General features: G+C 66.4%; 10 protein-coding genes and 1 pseudogene. 8 read left to right on the plus strand and 3 right to left on the minus strand.

Annotated features, from left to right (window positions below):
* The first annotated feature begins 104 nt into the window (after positions 1-104).
* From HTZ77_RS24680 to HTZ77_RS24705, 6 genes are all read left to right on the plus strand, one after another.
* Positions 105-1766, plus strand: coding sequence for an ABC transporter substrate-binding protein (locus HTZ77_RS24680; protein WP_175592039.1), 1662 nt, complete (start codon positions 105-107; stop codon positions 1764-1766).
* Positions 1763-2704, plus strand: coding sequence for an ABC transporter permease (locus HTZ77_RS24685; RefSeq protein WP_328808746.1), 942 nt, complete (start codon positions 1763-1765; stop codon positions 2702-2704). Before HTZ77_RS24680 ends, HTZ77_RS24685 begins: the two co-directional genes overlap by 4 nt.
* Complete coding sequence (locus tag HTZ77_RS24690) at positions 2701-3684, plus strand: ABC transporter permease (protein ID WP_175592040.1); 984 nt, start codon at positions 2701-2703, stop codon at positions 3682-3684. Before HTZ77_RS24685 ends, HTZ77_RS24690 begins: the two co-directional genes overlap by 4 nt.
* Positions 3681-4637, plus strand: coding sequence for an ABC transporter ATP-binding protein (locus HTZ77_RS24695; RefSeq protein ID WP_175592041.1), 957 nt, complete (start codon positions 3681-3683; stop codon positions 4635-4637). The genes HTZ77_RS24690 and HTZ77_RS24695 overlap by 4 nt, the downstream gene beginning before the upstream one ends.
* Positions 4637-5608, plus strand: a complete 972-nt coding sequence (locus tag HTZ77_RS24700; protein WP_175592042.1) for an ABC transporter ATP-binding protein — start codon at positions 4637-4639, stop codon at positions 5606-5608. Before HTZ77_RS24695 ends, HTZ77_RS24700 begins: the two co-directional genes overlap by 1 nt.
* 130 nt (positions 5609-5738) lie before the next feature.
* The gene (locus tag HTZ77_RS24705; RefSeq protein ID WP_175592043.1) at positions 5739-6410 is read left to right on the plus strand and encodes a GntR family transcriptional regulator; all 672 of its coding nucleotides are present in this window, start codon (positions 5739-5741) and stop codon (positions 6408-6410) included.
* Between the two features lie 107 nt (positions 6411-6517).
* Here the strand turns inward: HTZ77_RS24705 and HTZ77_RS24710 are convergent, their stop codons facing one another.
* Positions 6518-8716, minus strand: coding sequence for a collagenase (locus tag HTZ77_RS24710; protein ID WP_205303341.1), 2199 nt, complete (start codon positions 8714-8716; stop codon positions 6518-6520).
* Positions 8717-9611: 895 nt separating this feature from the next.
* On the opposite strand from HTZ77_RS24710, the pseudogene HTZ77_RS24715 reads away from it, so the two are divergent.
* Positions 9612-10448: pseudogene (locus tag HTZ77_RS24715) on the plus strand (galactose-binding domain-containing protein); the annotation flags it as partial.
* On the opposite strand, the gene HTZ77_RS48775 reads toward HTZ77_RS24715, so the two are convergent.
* Positions 10436-11068: an alpha-L-fucosidase gene (locus tag HTZ77_RS48775; RefSeq protein WP_407940550.1), complete on the minus strand. Its 633-nt coding sequence runs from the start codon at positions 11066-11068 to the stop codon at positions 10436-10438. The pseudogene HTZ77_RS24715 and the gene HTZ77_RS48775 sit on opposite strands and share 13 nt — an antisense overlap.
* Positions 11034-12890, minus strand: coding sequence for a family 20 glycosylhydrolase (locus tag HTZ77_RS24720; RefSeq protein WP_235995067.1), 1857 nt, complete (start codon positions 12888-12890; stop codon positions 11034-11036). The genes HTZ77_RS48775 and HTZ77_RS24720 overlap by 35 nt, the downstream gene beginning before the upstream one ends.
* A gap of 587 nt (positions 12891-13477) precedes the next feature.
* Here HTZ77_RS24720 and HTZ77_RS24725 point away from each other — a divergent pair.
* Positions 13478-17833: a ThuA domain-containing protein gene (locus tag HTZ77_RS24725; RefSeq protein ID WP_235995069.1), complete on the plus strand. Its 4356-nt coding sequence runs from the start codon at positions 13478-13480 to the stop codon at positions 17831-17833.
* Positions 17834-17953 lie beyond the last annotated feature (120 nt).

The following is a 17953-nucleotide window of genomic DNA, read 5'->3' on the forward strand; positions in this document are numbered from 1 at the left end:
GCGAGAAGCTTCGCCAGGACACGGCTCCGTAACGCTCCTTGCCTCTACAATTTCACACTACTATTTTACATGTCACACCGTCTGACGCCCACAACGGAGTGGCCATGTCGAAGAAGATCGGTTTACTGGCGATCGCAGTGCTGCTGTCGGCAGCAGGTTGCGGAGGCGGCGGGAAGCCGGAAGCATCCTCCGCCGTCACGAAGGGCGGGACGCTCACTGTCCTGGCCGTCAGCGACTTCGACCACTTAGACCCCGCACGTAACTGGACCATGCCGGCCATCATGTTCGGCACCCGCCTGCTCTATCGAACGCTCGTCACCTTCAAGGCCGGCAGCTCGGAGATCGTGCCCGATCTGGCCACCGATCTCGGCACCTCCGAGGACGGTGGCAAGACCTGGAAGTTCACCCTCAAGGACGGCTTGAAATACGAGGACGGCACCCCCGTCAAGACCGCGGACATCAAGCACAACGTCGAGCGTTCCATGGCGCCTGACATCAGCGGTGGTCCCGACTACGCGCAGCGGCTTCTCGTCGGAGGTGCCGAGTACAAGGGGCCCTACGGGGGCGAGCATCTGGCGTCGGTGGAGACCCCCGACGACAAGACGATCATCTTCAAGCTCAAGCGAGCGGCGGGGGAGTTCCCTTACACCGTCACTCTGCCCACCTTCTCGCCGGTGCCCGAGGCGAAGGACACCAAGGTCGAATACGACAACCGACCCTTCTCCACCGGGCCCTACAAGATCGATGGGTACCAACGCGGCAAGGAACTCGTACTGACGCGCAACAAGTACTGGGACCAGGGAACCGACCCGGTACGGCTGGCGCTGCCGGACAAGATCCACGTCAAGCAGGGGCAGGACAAGGACACCATCACCGACAGGCTCATCGCCAGCTCGGGTGAGGATGCCACGAGCGTGCCGTGGGGTTCGGCCGGACCGCAGAGTCTGTCGAAGATCCTGCCCAACCCCCAGGCGAAGGAACGCCTGTTCACGGGTCCGACCGGCTGCACGAGCACGCTGGTCTTCAACCTCAACAAGAAGCCCCTGGACAATCCGAAGGTACGACAGGCGATCTACAGCGCGATCGACAAGGAGTCCGTGCAGACGGCGATGGGCGGGCCGAACATGGCCGACATCGCCACCGCGTATCTGCCCCCCGCGATGACCGACGGGACCAAGCAGGACGTGTTCCAGATCCCGCCCACCGGTGACGTCGCGAAGGCCAAGGCGCTCCTGGCCGAGGCCGGAGTCACCACCCCGCTCAAACTCAAGCTCACCGCCAGCACCGGTTCGAGCACCCCCGTCGAGGTGTCGATCCAGGAGAGCCTGAAGAAGATCGGCGTCGAGGTCGAGATCAACCCGGTGGACGGTTCCGTGTACTACGACACCATCGGGGATCAGGGAAAGGCCGACGAACTCGCCACATACGGCTGGTGCCCGGACTATCCCAATGGGTCAAGCTTCCTGCCCCCGCTGTTCGACAGCCGGAGCGTGAAGCAGACCGGTAACAGCGGCAACGTCGCGTTCTTCAAGGATCCGGCGATCGACAAGAAGATCGACGAAATCTACGCCATCACCGATGCGGCGGCTTCTGGGAAGGCATGGCGGGATCTCGACGCGCAGATCATGCGACAGCTCCCGCAGGCGCCGCTGTACCTGGAGAAGCGCGGCTACATCATCGGTAAGAACGTCGTCGGCGCGGTCAATCACCCGGTCTGGGCCGCCCAGCTCGACTACGCCGTGATCGGCGTGAAGAAGTCATCGTGAGTGTGGCGGCAGGCGAGGTCGCCGCGAAGACGCCACGGGCCGCGCGGTCGCCCGGCCGGCTCGCACTCGCCAGGCTACGCGCGGATCGCCCGGCGATGGCCGGGCTGGTCGTCGTGCTGATCCTGGTCCTCCTGGCCGCACTGGCCCCGGTGATCACCGCGTGGACCGGCTGGGCTCCGGAGACCTTCGACAAGACAGCCATCGACCCGAACATGGGCGGCCTCCCCAAGGGGGCCTGGGGAGGCATCGGCACCGAGCACCTTCTCGGAGTCGAGCCGGTGACCGGCCGTGACGTGCTCAGCCGCATCCTGTACGGCGGCCAGATCTCGCTGCTGATCGCGATGCTCGCCACCGCGATCACCGTCGTCACCGGTCTCGTGCTCGGCCTGCTCGCCGGCTTCCTCGGCGGCTGGGCGGACACGGTGATCAGCCGGATCATGGACCTCCTCATGTCCTTCCCCAGCCTCATCTTCATGATCGCGATCCTGTCCGTGGTCCGTGACGTCAACCGCATCGTCCTGCTCGTCGCGGTTCTCTCGGTCTTCGGCTGGACGGTCGTGGCCAGGATCGTGCGGGGACAGGTCCTGACCATCAAGCACCGCGAATACGTCGAGGCCGCGCGAGTCGGGGGTGGAATGACCGGTTACATCCTTCTCAAGGAGATCCTTCCCGGCCTCACCGCGCCGATCCTGGTCTACGCGACGCAAGCCGTCCCCGCCTACGTCGGCGCCGAGGCTGCACTCAGCTTCCTCGGCGTCGGCGTGCGACCGCCCACCCCGTCCTGGGGACAGATGATCAACAACGCTCGCGGCTGGTTCATGACCGATCCCGTCTACCTGGCGGTGCCCTGCGCGTTCCTGGGGCTCACCGTGCTCGCCTGCACCCTGCTCGGTGACGGCCTGCGGGACGCCTTCGATCCGAAGGCGGTGCGAGCATGATCGTCTATGCGCTTCGCCGCCTGGGTGCGATCGCCCTGATCATGCTGGTCATCTGTGCCATCACCTTCGCCATCTTCTACTTGCTGCCCGACGATCCGGCACTGGACGCATGCGGCAAGAGCTGCACCAGCGCACGGCTGGCCGACGTCCGGCACGCGATGGGTCTCGACCAGCCGGTGCTCACCCAGTTCCTGTCCTATCTGAGCGGCATCTTCGCCGGCCGTACCCTGGGGACCTCGGGCCTGGACTGCGCCGCGCCCTGCTTCGGCTATTCCTGGCAGTACGCGAGCCCCGTCTGGGACCTGCTGCTCGACCGTCTCGGGGTCAGTGCCTCCCTGGCGGCAGGCGCCGCCGTGCTCTGGCTGGTCGTGGGCGTGCTTCTGGGGCTCATGGCCGCCCTGCGCAAGGGATCGCTGCTGGACCGAGGCATCGTGCTGTCCGCGCTGGCGACGACGTCAGCGCCGGTCTATCTCATCGCCGCCCTGCTGATCTACTTCGTGATCCTCCAGGGTGAACTGCTGCCTTTCCCCGACTACCAGCCAGTCCTGGACAACCCCGCCGCCTGGGTCGCCAGTTTGATCCTGCCGTGGATCACGCTCGCCGCCCTGTACGCCGCCATGTACATCCGGCTCACGCGCGCCTCGATGATCGAGACGATGGCCGAGCCCTACATCCGGACAGCGCGCGCCAAAGGCTTGCCCGAGCGGACCGTCGTGGTCAAGCACGGCCTGCGCTCGACCATGACGCCGATCCTCACGATCTTCGGTATCGACCTGGGCGGCCTGCTCGCCGGAGCCATGATCACGGAGACCATGTTCGGACTTCCCGGGCTGGGCAAACTCACGTTCGACGCGATCGGCAAATCCGACCAGCCGGTGGTGCTCGGCGTGACCCTGCTGGCGGCCCTCTTCATCACGCTGGCCAACCTCGTCGTCGACCTCCTCTACGGCGTCATCGATCCCCGGGTGAGGTACGCATGAGCCTCCTGAGTGTCGACAACCTGTCGGTCGCCTTCGGTCGCGTGCGCGTGGTGGACGGCGTGTCGTTCAGCGTTGATCGCGGACGCACGCTGGGCATCGTCGGGGAGTCCGGCTCGGGCAAGTCCGTCTCCACGCTCGCGATCATGGGACTGCTGCGCGGTGCGAGCGTCACCGGCTCCGTCACCTTCGACGGTGAGGAACTGGTGGGAGCGCCGGCGGAGCGACTGCGATCGCTGCGTGGCGCACGCCTGAGCATGATTTTTCAGGATCCGCTCTCCTCGCTGCATCCCTTCTACACGGTGGGGGAGCAGATCGCCGAGGCATACCGGCTCCACAAGAAGGCCTCACGCAAGGTCGCACACGAACGTGCCGTCGAGATGCTCGGCGAAGTGGGCATCCCCGCGCCGCGCAGACGTGCGCGCGAACACCCGCACCGTTTCTCGGGCGGCATGCGCCAGCGCGTGATGATAGCCATGGCGCTGGCGTGTGAGCCCGACCTGTTGATCGCCGATGAGCCGACCACCGCGCTGGATGTCACCGTGCAGGCGCAGATCCTGGAGCTCATCCAGCGTCTCCAGTCCGAATACGGCCTGGGCATCATCATGATCACTCACGACCTGGGCGTCGTGGCGCGCATCGCCGACGACGTCCTGGTCATGTACGGCGGGCGAGCCGCCGAGCGCGCGGCCTCGGCGCGCGTCTTCGATGACCCGCGGCATCCCTACACGCAGGGGCTGCTCGCGTCGGTACCCGGGCTCGGGCGAGGAACTGAGGGGCCTGGTGGCGGCAGGTTGCGGGCGATCCCCGGCAACCCGCCCCTACCGTCGGCGTTCCCGCCCGGGTGCCGGTTCCATCCTCGTTGTTCGGTGGCCTTGGACATCTGCGCGACCGAACAGCCCGCCCTGCTGGGGACGGTGCGCCAGGTCGCCTGCCACCGTGAAGGAGAGCTGTGATGAAAAGCGTGCCCGCGGCACTGGACGCGCCGACCGTACCGGGCTCCACGCCCCTGCTGGAGGTCCGGGACCTGGCCATGAGATTTCCAGGTGGTGTCAAGGCAGTCGACGGGGTCGGCTTCGAGGTGGCTCAAGGCGAGACACTCGGCCTGGTCGGTGAGTCGGGATGTGGCAAGTCGACCACTGGCCGGATGATCGTCCGCCTGCTGGAGCCGACCTCGGGCACCGTGCATCTCAACGGGCAGGACATCACGCACCTGAGCCGGCGGGAATTGCTCCCGCTGCGCGCGAGCATGCAGATGATCTTCCAGGACCCGCTCTCCTCGCTCAATCCGCGGCACACGGTGAGCCAGATCGTGGCCGGTCCGCGCAGGGTGCTCGACCGCGATCAGGTGATCGAACTGCTGGAGAGGGTCGGGCTCGCTCCGGAGCATGCCGACCGATTCCCGCACGAGTTCTCTGGAGGCCAGGCCCAACGGGTCGGAATCGCCCGCGCGCTGGCCAACGGGCCGGAACTCATCGTCTGCGATGAAGCTGTCTCAGCTCTGGACGTCTCGATCCGTGCGCAGATCATCAACCTCCTCTCCGACCTCCAGGAGGAACGGGGGCTCGCCTACCTGTTCATCGCGCACGATCTGTCGATCGTCCGGCACGTATGCACGCGGGTCGCGGTGATGTACCTGGGCCGCATTGTCGAGATCGGGCCGGTGGCGTCCCTGTATGCGGATCCGGCCCACCCCTATACGCGCGCCCTGCTGTCCGCCGTACCCGTCGCGGATCCGAGGATCGAAGCGGTTCGCGAGCGGATCGTCCTGCGCGGTGATCCACCGTCGCCCGCGGCCCCACCGCCTGGTTGTTCGTTCCACCCGCGCTGCGCCCTGGCTCAGCGCCGCTGCGAGGTGGAGGCGCCCCAGCTCCGCGAGGTACGAGGACGAAAGGTGGCCTGCCACTACGCAGAGATCTCGGGCTGACTGCCTCGCAGCGTCGAGGAACCGCCGATCATGATCACAATCCGATGGGGCCCGTCCGGGTTCACAGTGGTGAGCGCTAACATCATGTGACACCGTACGGGTGGTCGGATTGTCAGAAGTGTGAGGCGTGATGTCGGAGCCATTGAACCTTCCGGATCTCGGTGTACGGGAGAACATCCGGCAGAAGGTCGCCAACGCGTTGCGCGCGGCGTTGATCGCCGGCGAGATGCGTCCCGGCGTCATCTATTCGGCGCCCGCCCTGGCCGAGAAATTCAACGTCTCCGCCACCCCCGTCCGCGAAGCGATGCTGGATCTGGTCAAGGAGGGCCTGGTCATCGCGATGCGGAACAAGGGCTTCCGGGTGACCGAGCTCTCCGAGCGGGATCTCGACGAGATCATCGAGATCCGTGAGCTGATCGAAGTGCCCGCCATCGCCAAGATCGCCGCGACGGTACCAGGCGACCGGATCCTCAGGCTGAAGGCCTGGGCCGAGGCCATTGTGGCCGCGGCCGAGGAGGGGGACCTGGTCCGCTATGTCGAGGCCGACGAGGCCTTCCATCTGAATCTGCTGGCTCTCGCCGGCAACGCCCACCTGGTGGGCACGGTCCGCGAGCTCCGGCATCGCTCCCGGCTCTACGGCATCTCCCGCCTGGCCAAGGGCGGCAAACTCGCCGACTCCGCCCGCGAGCATCTCGATCTGCTCGATGTCGTGGCCTCCGGCGACGCCGAAGCCGCGGCTTCGCTGATGCGCAGGCACCTGCGCCACGTACGAGGCATCTGGGCCGACAGCCCCGAGTCCTGAGTCGCGCGCCATATCGAGAACCCCAGGCCGGTGGCTCCTCGGACATCTTGGAAATGGGTACGGCCTCCGGCGCTGCCGGAGGCCGTACTTCAGTACTTCAGTGTGTGTCAGTAACGGGTGGAGAGGGTCGCGCCGGAGAAGGCACTGGCCCCGTAGAGGCTGATGTAGTGGTACGTGCCGGGACGCAGGTTGGTGACAGTGAGCGTCTCGCCGTTGCCGGAGTTGGTGGACTTGGCGGTGTAGGCGCCGGTCGTGGCCCAGTCACCCGGGTTGAAGTAGAGGTCGGCGTTGCCGCTGCCGCCCGAGACCGTGATGTTCAACGACGTGGTGCCGGCGGGGATGTAGATGGAGAAGTAGGCGTAGTTGCCGCTGGTCGCGGAGATGTCGGCCCGCTGGCAGTTCTTGTCCATGATCTGCGGGTTGGACCCGCCGCAGGTCGGGAGGTCGGACGAGCCGACCGTGACGGTCTTGGACGTGGTCGCGGAGGTGCCGGCGTTGTCGGTGACCTTCAGGGTGACGGTGTAGGTGCCCGCCGCGGCGTAAGGATGCGTGGGGTTGGCGGACGTGGACGACGTGCCATCGCCGAAGGTCCAGGAGCGGGAGGCGATGCTTCCGTCGGGATCGGTCGAGGTGTCGGTGAAGCCGGCGGTGAGCCCGCTGGTGGTCACCGTGAACGAGGCGGTGGGCGGCTTGTTGCCCGAGCCGCCGGAGAGGGTGTCGAGCCAGGCGGTGAAGTCGCTGTTGTAGTTGAGCGACTTGGTGAAGGTGTAGGCGGCGGTGTAGTCGCCTGCCCGGTAGTAGCCGAGCAGCTTGGTCACGTCGGAGCGGTGCTTCTCGACCATGTACCGGACGGCGAGGTAACCCCAGTGGTACGTCCGGTTCACATCGGTGTTCTCATAGGTGGAGTCGAACAGCGTGCTGAGCGCGTACGTGTGCCTGGGCGCCTCGTTCAACGCGGCGGTGTAGGCGAGGTTGCGGTAGGAGTAGGAGACGTATTCGGCCACGCCCTCGATCCACCAGATGTTCGGCTTGACGGTCTCGGCTGCGAAGTCGCCGTAGGTGTCGTAGCGGCCGTCGAGGTAGTGGGTGTACTCGTGGTTGAGGTTCCAGACGCGGGCCGCGAAGCCGTTGTCGGCGGGAGACTGGTAGGCGATGAAACGCGGCTGGTTACCCTGCTTGGACGGGTCGCCTTCCAGGTACATGCCGCCGTTGTCGGTGGCGATGCCGAAGAGGTAGCCGGCGTACTGCTGGTAGTCGCCGACCGAGGCGAAGACGACGATCTCCATGTTCGCGTTGTTGTCGTTGGCGACCGGCTGTCCGCCGTCCTGGACCATGGTGTGGAAGTAGGCGTTCTGGTTGAGCATGCTGGCGCACGCGTCCTGCAACTCCTGCGTCGTCATCCGCTGGGCGACAACGTGCAGCACACCCGGTGAACAGGTGTGGTTCTGCGGCAGGATGGCGGCCTTCACTCTGGTGGGAAGGTCACAGGTGCCGTAGTAGGAGCAGTTGTCGGCATCCTTGTCGTTGGCGACGATCGCGACTCGTATCCACAGCGGTTGCCGGGCGCCCGTGATGGAGGAGTTGTCGAACAGCCCCTTGACGAGCGGGCGCACCTTGCCACGCAGACCGGCGTACTGCAGGAAGCGGGCCAGTTCGCCGCCCGCGTTGACGTCGATGAACTCGGAGTCGCCGCCGATCAGATCCATGTGCCGGCTGGCGAAGTTCCAGAGGCTGTCCACGATGGAGGGATCCGCCTGGACGGCCGCGGGATATCCGGTCACCCATTCACCACGGGTCAGGACGGTGAAGGTGTTGTTCACCGCGTTACGCAGGTACCAGAGCGAGTTGTAGGCGTTGGTGTAGTTGTTGAGCAGCCGCTTCACCACGTACAGGTAGCGGACGTTCTCGCGGGCGCTGTCGATCAGGGTGACCGCTTCGCCGAGCACCTCGCCGTTGGCGTCGGTGGCGTCGTAGGCGTGGCTGTTGGCGTAGAACGCATCCAGTGCGGCCTCAGTGGCACTCGCCAGCGAACTCGTGTACGCGGGCACCGTGTCGGGATTGTTGAACTGGATGTAATAGCCCGCGCGCAGGTAGAGCACCACCTGCTCCGTGCTCGCGGCGTTGGTGCCGTTGTAGGAGGTGGCGTTGGCGCGGAGCGCATTGGCGGCCGTGATCATCTGTGATTCGCGGAACGCGTAGTACTGGTTGGAGCCCGTAAGAGCGAACAGCGTGTTGATGCAGTTAACGGACGCGGCCTTGATGGCGGACACCAGGGCGCTGCCGGTGTTGTTCGTGAAGTCGGACACCGAGCAGGCGGCGGCTGCAGCGGTGTCCGTCTTTAAGAGCGCCTTCGGCGCGTTCTTGGCAGGGGAAAGCAGCGGTTCGCTCTCGGTGGGACGTTGTCGTTGATTGATCGCGTCGGGTGCTTTGGGGTCAGCGATCCTGGTCCGGCCGTCCACCTTCCGGCCGTCCTGCTTGGCGGGCGTGGGTGTGGAGAGCGGCGTGTCGGTGCTTACGGCGAATACCGGAGTGCTTGCCCCGGCTGTGATCAGAGTGATGACGCTGAGTAGCGATACTGCTAGTCGTCGGGCAGACATTTCCCGTCCTTCTCCTTTGGGGGTCGAGGAGAGCGGCCGGCCGACCTCTGTGTGATGTGTAAAATTGCACATGCGACATGTTTTTGACAAGACCTATTTTCCTGCCATTCACCCGTCAGTGAGACGGACCCTCCCGTCAAACGAGGGTGTCGCGATCGCGTTTCGACGGCGTGGCGGTCGCGACCGCAGAGCCCGGACGGGACTTCTCTGACCTGCACCGGAGCACGGTCCTCCGGCCCTGCCGCCTACTTCGGCGCACGGCACGACTTCCACGACCGGCGCTCGTCCGTTGACCGATTCTGGTCATCCGGATGTTCGCCCTGGTCGCGCTGGTCGCCGGGATCTGCCGCGAGCCTTCACCAGACCGGCCAGGTACTCGACCGCGGCCGACGGGAACCACCCGCCCCTGGGGGCTGTTTCTCCCGCCCCGCTTGACGTCCTGCCCGCCCGGTGCGACTATCTTCATGTTTCGGCAATATTAAGATCATCTTCATTATTAATTGCCTGCTGATCGCCCGGGGCGTCGTCCGGGCCGGCGGAGCGATGACCTGGGACGTCGGCTACGACCGTTCGAACGGCCACATCTCCGACCTGCTGAAGGTGATTGCGCAACCTCGACGGCAACCTCGCCCTCGGCAGGACCGCCACGCAGTCCACCACAGGCTATTCCTTGTCAGCCGAACGGGCGGTGGACGGCACCACGAACGGCGACCTGGGGCTCGGGTCGGTCACCCACACCTCGGAAACTCCGCTGGAGACCAACCCGTGGTGGCAGGTGGACCTCGGTTCCTCCCAGCCGATCAGCTCGATCGAACTGTGGAACCGCACCGACTGCTGCGCCAACCGGCTACGTGACTTCTACGTGTTCGCCTCCGACACCCCGTTCGCCTCCAACGATCCACTCGCCACCAAGAACCAGGCCGGCGTCTGGACCCACCACCAGGACGCGGCGGCGGGTACGACGCTCTCTCTTCCCGTGAACCGCGACGCCCGCTACGTCCGGGTCCAGCTCGGCGGCTCCGACCGGCCGCTCTCTCTGGCCGAGGTCCAGGTCTTCGCCAACGACCTGGCCCTGTACAAGCCCGCCACCCAGTCCAGCACCGGCACCGGTGGTGGGAACGCGGAATGGGCGAACGACGGGAACACCAACGGCAGGTACTCCGACAGTTCGGTCAGCCACACAGTGGCGGGCGAGGCGAACCCGTGGTGGCAGGTCGACCTCGGATCAGTTCAGGCAGTCAACGGGATCAAGATGTGGAATCGGACGGACTGCTGCACTGACCGACTCCGCGACTTCTACGTCTTCGCCTCCGACACCCCCTTCACCTCCAACGATCCGGAGACCATCAGACAGAGCGGTGCGTGGAGCTTCCGCCAGAGTGCCGCGGTGGAATCGGTTCTGACCCTGCCGGTCGGCCGCACGCCCCGTTACGTTCGCGTCCAGCTGGTCGGCTCCGATCGCCCCTGTCCCTCGCCGAGGTTCAGGTCCTCGCCTAGCGCCACTCCAGACCGCGGCTGCCGTACGTCGTCATGGCCGCCCCGCCACGAACCCGACTTCACGCCATGGGTCGAATACGACGAGGGGAACAGCAGGAAGCCGTCGTGGTGTTTGGCTGTGAGGATGACCTTCTTGAAGCCCGCGTCCTTGAATGTGGCCGCCCACTGGTCGGTGTCAAGGTCGGTGGGGTTGAAGACGTCCGGGTCCTCGGTGCCGTCGCCCCATTCCCGGCCGGTGAAGGTGTTGGGGCCGAAGTGGACGAACCCGGTCAGCTCCTCGCGCTGCCAGGCCAGCTGTCGCGCCGTCGGCGTCACCGCTGCGGCCTTCGCGATGATCTGCGCCTGACTGTCGGTGGCGTTGATTGTGACGACGGGATTGGGCGCCGCCACCGCTGGTGAACCGAACACGGCCTGGACGCCCAACGCGCCCAGCAGGCCGACGGCGACGAGCATTTGTCGAGACATGGTGCCGTACTCTCCTTCGGTGGGCAGGGAGGGCAGGCGGCCAAGAGGAGCGGCCGATCTCCGACTATGGGAGGGCCCATTGCTGGTCGGGCGCGCCATGGCAGGTGGAGATCACCAGTTCGGTGAAGTTCGTGGTGCCCGCGCCGTCGGCGGTCAGGCACTTGCCGAGGGCGGTGAGATTCCTGGTGGCGGAGTCGTAGGTCCATTTCTGGGCCGTGGTGCCGTTGCAGGTGTACAACTGTACGGCTGTTCCGTCGCCCGGATTGGCGTATTCCACGTCCATGCATTTGCCGAGGGATCTGATCTCTCCGTTGGCGGGGTCGTAAGTCCATGACTGGTTGGCGCCGCCGTTGCAGGTGTAGAGGATCAGGTCGGTGCCGTCCTGGCTGTTGAACGCGGGGACGTCGACGCATTTCGCCGATCCGACCCCCGTGATCCGTCCCGTCATGGCGGGCCACGGGACTTGGGTGGAGCGGTAGTAGTTGGTCTTGCGGATGCTCCATCGGGGGCCCTGGGCCCCCAGGCGGGTGCTGAAGCTCTGCCAGTCATGGGTGGAGGCGGGTGACCAGCCGATCTCAGCGATGGCGGCCAGGCGGGGGTTGGTCATGAACTCGGCGTCTTCGATGTTCGCGATGGTCTCGGTCCACAGCGGGGCTTCGACTCCGCGGATGCTGGATTCGCTGACGCCGCCGATGACGGTGGCGGGGTCCCAGCCGTAGGCCTTCTGCACCTCGATGTAGCCCGCCCAGTCGAGGCCGAGCGGGGTGTTCTGGTTGTATTTCATGTCGAGGTAGGCGTTTCCGGGAGGTGAGAACACCAGCTTCCCGCCCTGCGCCACGACGCTGTTGGCGTGGGTCGCGGAGCCCCAGTACTGGCCTGTGGCGTCGGTGGGAAGGGTGGCCTGGCCGATCTCCTGCCAGCCGACCAGCTTCTTGCCGTGAGCCGCGACGGTTTCGCCGACGCGTTTGACGAACGCCATGTAGTCGGGCTTGGCGGTGTTGTGGGCCTCGTCGCCGCCGATGTGGAGGTAGGGGCCGGGCGTCATCGCCGCGAGTTCGCGGATGACGTCGTCGACGAACCTGTACGTGATCTCCTTCGAGATGCAGAGCGAGCTGTAGCCGACCGCGGTGTCGGTGCGCAGGGGTGGCGCCTGGCCGTCGCAGTTGAGCTCGGCGTAGGAGGCGAGGGCCGCGTTGGTGTGTCCGGGCATGTCGATCTCGGGAACGACGGTCATGAACCGGTCTGCCGCGTAGCGGGTGATCTCCGCGTAGTCCTGCTTGGTGTAGTGGCCTCCGGGGCCGCCGCCGACCTCGGTGCTGCCGCCGTAGGTGGCGAGCCTGGGCCAGCTGTCGATCTGGATGCGCCAGCCCTGGTCGTCGGCGAGGTGCAGGTGCAGGACGTTCACCTTGTACAGCGCCGCCTGGTCGATGAAGCGCTTGACCTCGTCGACGGTGAAGAAGTGGCGCGCCACGTCGAGCATGACGCCTCGCCAGGCGAATCGCGGCTGGTCGGTGATCGAGACACCGTCGATCGTCCAGGGGCCCGCCTGGACGGTGGGGCTCTCCACCTTCGGCGGGAGGAGCTGCCGGAACGTTTGCACGCCTCGCAGCAGCCCTTCCTGGGTGCGCGCGGTGATGGTGACCCCTTGGGCGGTGACGTCGAGCCGGTAGGCCTCCTGGGCCATGGTCGCCGGCCCGGACAGGGAGAGTGTGATCCCGGAGCCGGAGGTCGTGATCGGGAACGGGAAGCCGGTGGAACGCCGCAGGACACCTGCCAGATACTCGGCCACGAAGCCCGATCCGACGATCGCCGTGCTCTGCGTCAAGGAGAAGGACGTCCCGGCGGTGATGGTGAGCGACGCCGGGACGGGGACGATCCGTGGCGGGTCACCGGGCGCCGCGACGGCGGTCGCAGTGTTCAAGGTCGCAGTACTCGAGAGGGCGAGCAACACCGCCGCGGTCGCGATCACGGCCAGCCGTCGTAAACGGGTCGCTTCCATCTCGTGCCTCCCACGTAGGTGTCGATGCGATCGACGAGCGTGTGCCGGCCGGAGCGTTTGACGGCTTCGAGGGTGTGGCGGGGTTCGGTCTCCGACTCGGGGCCTCACAACCCTCGTTTCGCTGGATGTTAAGCCTTGATTACGTCGATCGTCAAGCATAAGTTCGATTTTCAACGACATAACCGATGCGTGCCCGCCCTTTCGGCCTGGCCGCCGATGACCCTCCGAAGATCTGGTAAAAGCGCGTAATGACCCTGGTGTCCAGGAACTCTCTCAAGACGGGGGTGCTGTCCGCGCGTGGGAGCGTTCGGGCGTCCTGGAAGGGCATCTGATGATCGACAGGCGCAATTCTGATTTCTATCGACGAAACATGCTGGACTTCGGTGCACATCGTGTCTAAATTCGGGTGAAACTCGGCGCAAACTCCTCGGAATCAAGGACGGCGCATGTTTCCCCACACCCCCCGCTGGCTCGCTCGCTTGAGCGTCTTGGCCCTGGCCGTTTCCGGCATGACGACCTTGACCCTGCCGGCGCGAGCCCACGACACCATCGATCCAGCCGACTACCAGACCGTGACACTGGCCCACGGCAGCGCTGAGACAGGCGAGCCCATGAGCATCGCCGTGCTGCCGGATCTGTCGGTGCTCCACACCTCGCGCGACGGGACGCTTCGCCGTACCGACAAGACCGGAAACACCAAGGTCACCGGCACCCTCCCGGTCTACAGCCACGACGAGGAGGGCCTGCAGGGAGTGGCCGCCGACCCGGGCTTCGCCACCAACAGGACCATCTACCTCTACTACGCGCCCAAGCTGTCGACCCCGGGCGGTGACGCACCGGTCACCGGCGCCGACTGGAGTGCCTGGCAGGGCGTCAACCGGTTGTCGCGCTTCACGCTGAAGGAGGACTGGACCCTCGATGTGGCAAGCGAGAAGAAGGTCCTGGACGTCCCGGCGGATCGGGGCATGTGCTGTCACGTCGGCGGCGACATCGACTTCGACGCCCAGGGCAACCTCTACCTGTCGACCGGCGACGACACCAACCCCTTCGACTCCGCCGGCTACGCGCCCATCGACGAGCGGACCGACCGCAACCCCGCCTACGACGCCCAGCGGAGTGCGGCCAACACCAACGATCTGCGGGGCAAGATCCTCCGGATCAAGGTGAATCCCGCCGACGGGTCCTACACGGCGCCGTCGGGCAACCTGTTCCCGCCGGGCACGGCGAAGACCCGGCCCGAGATCTACGCCATGGGCTTCCGCAACCCGTTCAGGATGAGCGTCGACAAGAAGACCGGGGTCGTCTACGTCGGCGACTACGGTCCTGACGCGGGCGGGACAAATCCCGATCGTGGGCCGTCAGGACAGGTGGAGTTCGACAAGGTCAGCCAGGCGGGCAACTTCGGCTGGCCCTACTGCACGGGGACCAACACGCCCGCGGAGACCTACAACGAGTACACCTTCCCCTCCGGACCGTCCGGAGCCAAGTACGACTGCGCCGGAGGCCCGACCAACAACTCCTTCCGCAACACCGGCCTGGCCAAGCTGCCGCCCGCGCAACCGGCCTGGATCAGGTACGGCGGCGACGCGGGCAGCCCGCCCGAGTTCGGCACGGGGTCGGAGTCGCCGATGGGCGGCCCCGCCTACCACTACGACCCGGATCTGCAGTCGGAGGTGAAGTTCCCTCAGGGACTGGACAACATGGTCTTCCTCGGCGAGTTCGGCCGCCGCTGGATCAAGGCCGTCAGTCCGGCCGACAACCACATCATGAACTTCCCGTGGAGCGGCACCCAGGTGATGGACCTGGCCTTCGGCCCCGACGGCGCGCTCTACGTGCTGGACTACGGCACCGGCAGCTTCGGCGGCGACGAGAACTCCGCGCTCTATCGCATCGAGTACATCAAGGGCCGCGACCGGAGCCCGACCGCGAAGGCGTCGGCGGACAAGACGTCAGGACAGCCACCACTGACCGTCGCCTTCTCTTCCGAGGGCTCGGCCGACCCCGACGGCCAGGCGCTGAGCTACGCATGGGACTTCGGCGACGGCGGCACCTCGACCCAGGCCAATCCCACCCACACCTACACCGCCAAGGGCGAGTTCCAGGCGAAGCTCACCGTGAAGGACCCAGCCGGCAACTCGGGCACGGCAGGCGTGCCGATCACCGTGGGCAACACCGCGCCGACGATCACCTTCCAGACGCCGCGCGAGGGTCAACTGTTCGAGTGGGGCGACAAGGTGCCCTTCAAGGTGACCGTGACCGACCCCGAGGACGGCACGATCGACTGCGCAGCCGTGAAGGTGACCTACGTCCTCGGTCACGACAGCCATGGTCATCCCATCACCTCCACCAACGGCTGCGAGGGCACGCTGACCATCCCCAAGGACGGTGAGCACGACAGCGCGGCCAACATCTTCGCGGTGTTCAACGCCTCCTACACCGACAAAGGCAAGCTGACCGGCAGCAAGGAGCTCATCCTGCAGCCCAGGCACCGGCAGGCCGAACACTACGCCGCCGCCTCGGGCGTCCAGAAGGTGGACAAGCAGGCAGCGGAGGGTGGCAAGACGGTCGGGTACATCGAGAACGGCGACTGGATCTCCTTCAAGCCCTACGAGCTCAGCGCCGCCAAGTCCGCCCGTTTCCGGATCTCCTCAGGAGGCGCGGGCGGGAACATCGAGATCCGCACCGGCTCGCAGAGCGGGCCGGTGGTGGGCAAGGTGGCCGTGCCGACGACCGGCGGGTGGGAGACCTTCAAGGACGTCGAGACCGCGCTGACCGGCGTCACCACCAAGACCGACAGCCTGTTCCTGGTGTTCACCGGAGGGGCGGGCTCGCTGTTCGACGTCGACTCCTTCACCCTGTCGTCCGAGGCCGGGACGCAACCCGTCACCGGGCCGATCGGCGGCCCCGGCGGCGGCTGCGTCGACGTCGCAGGAGGAAACACCGCCGACTCCACCAAGGTGCAGATGTACGCATGCAACGGCACCAACGCCCAGAAGTGGACGGTGGACGGTGCCGCCGGCACGATCAAGGCGTTGGGCAAATGCCTGGACGTCAAGTGGGCCGACACCGCTGACGGCACCAAGGTGCAGATCTACACCTGCAACGGCACCAACGCCCAGAAGTGGACCGTGGACAGTGCCGCCGGCACGATCAAGGCGTTGGGCAAATGCCTGGACGCCGCTGACAAGACGCAGTTGGTCATACGCACCTGCGACGGGGGCGCCAACCAGAAGTTCAGCCCACCGGGCGGCGGCGACGCCGTCGGCGACGGTGACGTCCTGGTCTTCAGCCGCACGACGGGATTTCGGCACGACTCCATCGCCGCCGGCATTCAGGCGATCAAGAACATGGGGTTCAAGGTGACCGCCACCGAGGACCCCGGCGCCTTCACCACGGCGAATCTGGCCAAGTACAAGGCGGTGACCTTCCTCAACACCACGGGTGACGTGCTGAACGCCGACCAGCAGGCGGCCTTCGAGTCCTACATCAAGGCGGGCGGTGGTTACGCAGGGGTCCACGCGGCGGCCGACACCGAGTACGACTGGCCGTTCTACGGCGAACTCGCCGGGGCCTGGTTCTCCAGCCACCCGGCGACGCAGCAGGCCACGATCAAGGTGGAGGATCGGGCGAACCCGGCCACCGCTCACCTGGGCGCCACCTGGACCAGGACCGACGAGTGGTACGACTACAGGTCCAACCCGCGTGCCACGGCGCACGTCCTGGCCACGGTGGACGAGTCCTCCTACAGCGGCGGGAAGATGGGGGCCGACCACCCGATCTCGTGGTGCAAGACCTACCAGGGCGGCCGATCGTTCTACACCGGTCTCGGCCACACCCCTGAGACCTTCTCGGAGCAGGCATTCCTGCAGCACCTCAAGGGCGGCATCGCGTACGCCATGGGGACCGCTCAGGCCGACTGCCGTCCGGAGACCGGTTACACCGCGCTCTACAACGGCTCGACCACCGGCTGGGAGCAGGCCGGGCCCGGCAGCTTCACCAACGCCGACGCGACGCTGACCTCCACCGGCGGCATGGGCCTGTACTGGTACAAGGCCAAGGAGTTCACCAAGGGCTACTCGCTCAAGCTCGACTGGAAGGCGGCCGGGGACGACAACTCCGGGATCTTCATCGGCTTCCCGCCCTCCACCGACCCCTGGTCGGCGGTCGGCAAGGGCTACGAGATCCAGATCGACGCCACCGACGCGGCCGACAAGACCACCGGCGCGATCTACGGCTTCAAGTCGGCCGACATCGCCGCGCGCGACAAGGCGCTCAACCCGCCGGGCCAGTGGAACGCCTTCGAGATCAGGGTCGAGGGCGAACGCGTCCAGGTGCTGCTCAACGGCGTCAAGATCAACGATTTCACCAACACCGATCCGGCGCGCTCGCTGAAGGACGGGCACATCGGCCTGCAGAACCACAGCGACGGCGACACCGTCTCCTTCCGCGACATCCGCGTCAAGGAACTCGGCGCGCCCACCGGCGACTCCGTCATCCAGGCGGAGAACTGGTCCCAGGCCAACGGCGTCCAGACCTACCCGCACACCCCGGCACACGGCGGCGCCGTGCTCGGCTTCGTCAACCCGGGCGACTGGGCGGCCTACGACGAGGTCGACCTCACCGGCGTCACCTCCTTCACCGCCCGCGTCGCCTCGGTCGACCCGACCGGGGGCTTCGAGATCCGCACGGACTCGCCGACCGGACCGGTGCTCGGCCGCGTGACCGTGCCCAACACGGGCGGGTGGGAGTCCTACCAGGACGTCTCGACCCCCCTGACCAACGTGCCGGACAAGCCCGTCCGGCTCTACCTCACCTTCAACGGCTCGAATCTGGACGTGGACGACTTCACGCTTCGCCGCGCCTGACTCCGCGACGGAGCCGGCGCGACCTGACGCACGGCCTGACGCACGGCCTGACCATGCTCGAACGGCCTCGCCCGCTCGCACACCTGTGACACCTCCGCCGAGGCGTCGCACACCCCCCTC

The sequence above is a fragment of the Nonomuraea montanisoli genome (genome assembly GCF_013363975.1).
In the GTDB taxonomy this organism is placed as follows: domain Bacteria; phylum Actinomycetota; class Actinomycetes; order Streptosporangiales; family Streptosporangiaceae; genus Nonomuraea; species Nonomuraea montanisoli.

Bases quoted from the DNA above. Each gene is read 5' to 3' on its own strand.
- HTZ77_RS24680 (WP_175592039.1), top strand. From the start codon at position 105: ATGTCGAAGAAGATCGGTTTACTGGCGATCGCAGTGCTGCTGTCGGCA.
- HTZ77_RS24690 (WP_175592040.1), top strand. From the start codon at position 2,701: ATGATCGTCTATGCGCTTCGCCGCCTGGGTGCGATCGCCCTGATCATG.
- HTZ77_RS24695 (WP_175592041.1), top strand. From the start codon at position 3,681: ATGAGCCTCCTGAGTGTCGACAACCTGTCGGTCGCCTTCGGTCGCGTG.
- HTZ77_RS24700 (WP_175592042.1), top strand. From the start codon at position 4,637: ATGAAAAGCGTGCCCGCGGCACTGGACGCGCCGACCGTACCGGGCTCC.
- HTZ77_RS24705 (WP_175592043.1), top strand. From the start codon at position 5,739: ATGTCGGAGCCATTGAACCTTCCGGATCTCGGTGTACGGGAGAACATC.
- HTZ77_RS48775 (WP_407940550.1), bottom strand. From the start codon at position 11,068: ATGGCGCGCCCGACCAGCAATGGGCCCTCCCATAGTCGGAGATCGGCC.
- HTZ77_RS24725 (WP_235995069.1), top strand. From the start codon at position 13,478: ATGACGACCTTGACCCTGCCGGCGCGAGCCCACGACACCATCGATCCA.